Source organism: Rahnella sp. P4_A8 (assembly GCF_056402435.1).
Map to the genome: position 1 here is coordinate 1 of NZ_JBFUHK010000124.1, position 4762 is coordinate 4762.

The following is a 4762-nucleotide window of genomic DNA, read 5'->3' on the forward strand; positions in this document are numbered from 1 at the left end:
AACATTTGTGTCAGCATTCACACAGCGCGACAAAAAATGCCATAACGATTGCCAAAGTGTTCGAAGAACGGTATGAATACCCTGTTACTCATTGATATTTAACCATATTGACAGGGCAGGAAATGGCAATGACGATACGTAAAACTTATGGGTGCTTCAAAAAACTTCCTCTCGCACTCCTTTTCTCCGGCTCTTTCATGGCTTCTTTTGCTACCTACGCTGCGACCGTTCCCGCAGGTGTTGAACTGGCAGCCAAACAGGAAATTGTCCGCAACAACGGTAGCGAACCCGCGTCACTTGATCCGCACAAAGTGGAGAGCGACGTTGAATTCAATATCCTCAGCGATCTTTTTGCCGGACTGGTCACGGTAGATAACAAAGGCAATGCGCAACCTTCTCTGGCGGAGAGCTGGGAAACTAAAGATAACAAAACCTGGGTTTTCCATCTGCGCCCTGGAATCGTCTGGTCTGATGGTTCGCCCATCACCGCGCAGGATGTCATTTTCAGCTGGCAACGCCTTATAGACCCGAAAACGGCTTCACCTTATGAAACCTATCTTAGCAGTATGCATGTAATGAACGCCGGCGACATCATCAACGGCAAAAAGCCTGCTGAGCAACTGGGCATCAAAGCGCTGGATAAGCAGACGCTGGAAATTACCCTGGATCAACCGCTTTCCTATTTCCTTGGTATGCTGGCACACCCTTCTCTCTCCCCGATCAGTCAGGCAGATGTGGAGAAATACGGCGATAAGTGGACTCAGCCAGGCAATCTGATCAGCAGCGGTCCGTTTAAGCTTGATACATGGACGGTTAACGAACGCATCACGGCTGTCCGTAACCCGAACTACTGGGATAACGCACATACTGTCATCAACAAAGTCACTTATTTACCGATCGCTTCGGGGACTGCGGACGTTAACCGCTATAAAGCCGGTGAAATCGACATTACTTATACCGTCCCTTCCCCGCTGTTTGCATCGCTGAAAAAAGAGCTGGGTTCGCAAGTCCATGTCAGCCCTTATCTGGCCGTTTATTACTATGCAATGAACACGCAGAAGCCACCGTTTAACGATGTTCGCGTGCGTAAAGCGCTGAATCTGGCGATTGATAAGTCAATCATTGCCGATAGAGTCATGGGTCAGGGACAAACGCCAGCCTGGCATCTTTCTCCGGATAACACCGGCGGTTTTACTTTCGCCAAACCTAAAGAGGCCAGCCTGACACAGGAACAGCGTAACGAAGAAGCTAAAAAGTTGCTGACAGAAGCAGGTTTCGGTCCGAACCATCCGCTGAAATTCAACCTGCTGTATAACACTTCTGAAGCGCATCAGCGCATTGCRATTGCCGCCGCATCAATGTGGAAAAAGAATCTGGGCGTCGATGCTGTTTTACAGAATCAGGAATGGAAAACCATGCTGGATACCATGCATCAGGGCACATATGAAGTGGTGCGTTATGCGTGGATTGCAGACTATAACGAGCCGTCCACTTTTCTGAATACCCTGCGCACGGGTAACAGCGAGAACACGCCAAAATTCAGCAATGCCGCCTACGATAAGGCACTGGATGATGCGTTAAAAGCCACGGACAAAGCGGGTGTGGGCAAAGCCTATCAGCAGGCGGAACAGGTGTTAACCGAGCAGTCGCCGGTCATTCCTTTGTATCACTACGTCAGCGCCCGTCTGGTCAAACCCTATGTGGGTGGTTTCAACGACAGCCTGCTCAATTACATTTATACCAAAGATTTGTATGTAATTAAGCATTAAGCTGCCTTCCTCTCCTTGCGGCGTGACTGCCTGAGGAGAGGCTTTTCAAATGCTACGCACCGCCCTTCTTCCTCTAACCCACTTGCCACGCGCCGCCCAGATGATAGATTGTACGTAAATCACACAAACGGGAGCCGTTATGAAATTCTCGGAAAGTGAGATCCAACCGCTCTGGGATGAAGTCGCGCGTATTATCGGTGATGGTGTCATTAAGATGCGCCACAGAGGAGAACCTCTGAGTGCCGATGCGCTGATTAATTATCTCGACGAGCAACTGGCCTGCGCGACGGGGGTCCAGCGCCGTATTATGCTGGGTGCAGCGATTAATATGCTCAAAGCCGACCGGCGTTGCTGATTGTGCGACACAACAAAACCTCGCAGCCTTTTCAGGCAACGAGTTACTTATCAATGATCCGTCAGTCGCTACTTAGATTGTGCCGCACGTCCCTGCGCAAATAAGAAAATGCGCTGGGTGATATCATCAGCGCCCAGAATATTCCCTTTCTGCTCCAGATTAGCTCTGGCATATGCCACATCATGAGCCTGATCGACCATGCTGATCACCCGGTCACGGGTTGGTTTATCCAGTATTCCCAGTAATGTTGTTAAAATCGCCTGATAAGCATTTGAAGCATAAGTCAGTTGTCTTTCACGTTGTTCCAGCGCGTCAATGCGAACCATCAGGGCCTGCAATTGCTCTTGATGCGTCATAGCAGCATCCTTCTTCACGGGTGGAAATAACCGGAGACAGCGGAGAAAGCAGACCTCCGCCGGTTACTGAATATAAGTTTAGCAGACTTAAAAAAAGTGCAGTCCCTCGCCTTCTATATATAAAGTAAACCTTTGGTCAATGAGCCGTTAACTGCCTCGGCAGATGTAACCGGGATAAGCCACTCATGGCCGTCGGCAACCAGTTTCTCTTATCTGAAAAGTAACAGCAGCAGTACCTGCTTACAGATAGCAAAATGACAAACCGGGGCTGTTATGACATTTTCTGCCACAGCACTATGTGTTCATTTGGGAGAATTCAGTTGAAAAAAACGATGTTGAGTGCAGCCATTTTCAGCATGATGTTAGTGAGTTCATTTGCTCAGGCAGAAGGATGTCTCAAAGGGGCTGTGGCGGGGGGTGTAGTCGGTCATCTGAAACATCACGCTGTTCTCGGCGCGGTGGCAGGATGCGCTATTGGGCATCATCTCGCAGCACAAGCTAAAAAACAGCAGGTCGCGACCGCTAAATAAACAGCATCAGGGCCGCAGAATCCCCTGATGAAATAAGTTTCTGGTTATTCCTGAGCAGCGACCTTTTTCGGGATACCATTAATCGTCATCTTCATATTAGTTCAAATAAAAAGCCTCGCTAATGCGAGGCTTAAAAGAATGCTATGTCATTTTTAATCAAATACGCCATTGATAATCGTAGTGACAATTGCAGTACTCAGGGCAATGAGAACTAAATCATCCCCCACAGCTCGCCATTCATAACCAGGATAATACGGCAACTCGTTCAGCATTGAGGCCGGAACAGCTTTCCTGGCAATGCCCGGAGGCAATGGTTTGCCACGCATTAAATTTTTTGCGATTCCTGGTGGTAGAGCCTGATATCCGGTTAATCCATAGTTAACTGCGAGTGAACGGGCACGTGAGAAGCTTATATCTGACGAGACATGGTCTGGCTTACCATAATTTTTGCGATTCCCGGAGTGCTCAGATGATTTACCATTTCCCTGACCTTTATTGGCGTGGCCATTGCCGTTGCCATTGCCATTGCCATTGCTATTACCGTTGCTATTGCCGTTACCATTACTATTCCCATTCCCATTCCCATTCCCGGGATTAGCAAAAACGGGCGCTGACAGCACTGTCAGAGAAATAACCGCCGCCAGAGCAATCTGGAGTGTGCGACGCTTAAACATGATGGTTGTTCCTTGAGGTGAATGACACTTTTTAAATCTATGTGAGAAAACGCTCTTTCACAATCTCATGTATTCCTATTTTATATTTTTAAGACGATGTAAAGCTTAATAACGCTGTTCTCATTATTTATCAGGATCATCGCCCAAATTATTAATCAAATAGCTCTCATGTTTTCACGGACAAAGACTGCAGGAAAGGTTTGTGGTTCTGACTATTTAAATCAGGTGTTTTCAGTCTGGGTTTGCAGAAGATTTTACAGGGGTTTTGCAGAAGAATTTTTGAAGGGATGAAAAACAAAGGGGGCGCGATGCCCCCGATGTCGATTTCAACAATTTCGCAATTACATATTTGCGATCATGTCGTCGGCAAACTCGCTACATTTGCGCAGCTTAGCGCCTTCCATCAGACGTTCGAAATCGTAAGTCACAGTTTTGGCAGCGATTGCGCCTTCCATGCCTTTGACGATCAGGTCTGCGGCTTCGAACCATTCCATATGACGCAGCATCATTTCTGCGGACAGAATGATTGAACCCGGGTTCACTTTGTCCTGACCGGCATATTTCGGTGCAGTGCCGTGAGTGGCCTCGAACAGTGCACAATCAGAACCGATGTTTGCGCCCGGTGCGATACCAATGCCGCCAACCTGCGCCGCCAGAGCGTCAGAAATGTAGTCACCGTTGAGGTTCATACAGGCGATAACGTCGTATTCAGCAGGACGCAGCAGGATTTGTTGCAGGAATGCATCCGCAATCACGTCTTTAATGATGATGTCTTTGCCGTTATTCGGGTTCTTGATTTTCACCCACGGGCCGCCGTCGATCAGCTCACCGCCGAACTCTTCGCGCGCCAGTTGGTAGCCCCAATCCTTGAAGGCACCTTCGGTGAACTTCATGATGTTGCCTTTATGAACCAGCGTCAGTGAATCACGGTCATTGGTGATGGTGTATTCAATCGCCGCACGAACCAGACGTTTGGTGCCTTCTTCGGAGCAAGGTTTGATACCAATACCGCATTCTTGTGGGAAACGGATTTTCTTCACGCCCATTTCTTCTTGCAGGAACTTGATCACTTTATCAG

Annotated in this window: 6 protein-coding genes; 3 read left to right on the forward strand and 3 right to left on the reverse strand. The window is 48.3% G+C overall.

Annotated features, from left to right (window positions below; translation table 11 throughout):
• Nucleotides 1-128: 128 nt before the first annotated feature.
• Both AC1DUO_RS23395 and AC1DUO_RS23400 read left to right on the forward strand, forming a co-directional pair.
• Nucleotides 129-1769 (forward strand): ABC transporter substrate-binding protein, encoded by a 1641-nt coding sequence (locus AC1DUO_RS23395; RefSeq protein WP_119261807.1) that lies wholly within the window; start codon nucleotides 129-131, stop codon nucleotides 1767-1769.
• A gap of 139 nt (nucleotides 1770-1908) precedes the next feature.
• The gene (locus tag AC1DUO_RS23400) at nucleotides 1909-2124 is read left to right on the forward strand and encodes a hypothetical protein (RefSeq protein WP_013576207.1); all 216 of its coding nucleotides are present in this window, start codon (nucleotides 1909-1911) and stop codon (nucleotides 2122-2124) included.
• Nucleotides 2125-2192: 68 nt separating this feature from the next.
• Here AC1DUO_RS23400 and AC1DUO_RS23405 read toward each other — a convergent pair whose 3' ends face one another.
• Nucleotides 2193-2480, reverse strand: coding sequence for a hypothetical protein (locus AC1DUO_RS23405; protein WP_013576208.1), 288 nt, complete (start codon nucleotides 2478-2480; stop codon nucleotides 2193-2195).
• 332 nt (nucleotides 2481-2812) lie between these two features.
• Here AC1DUO_RS23405 and AC1DUO_RS23410 point away from each other — a divergent pair, with 332 nt between their 5' ends.
• Nucleotides 2813-3010 carry a hypothetical protein gene (locus AC1DUO_RS23410; protein ID WP_041673231.1) on the forward strand — a complete coding sequence of 66 codons (198 nt, stop codon included), beginning with the start codon at nucleotides 2813-2815 and terminating at the stop codon, nucleotides 3008-3010.
• Nucleotides 3011-3162: 152 nt separating this feature from the next.
• On the opposite strand, the gene AC1DUO_RS23415 is transcribed toward AC1DUO_RS23410, so the two are convergent.
• Nucleotides 3163-3684, reverse strand: coding sequence for an anti-virulence regulator CigR family protein (locus tag AC1DUO_RS23415; RefSeq protein ID WP_119261808.1), 522 nt, complete (start codon nucleotides 3682-3684; stop codon nucleotides 3163-3165).
• A gap of 341 nt (nucleotides 3685-4025) precedes the next feature.
• On the reverse strand, nucleotides 4026-4762 hold a 737-nt coding region (gene icd / locus AC1DUO_RS23420), incomplete at its 5' end, for an NADP-dependent isocitrate dehydrogenase (protein ID WP_477988986.1).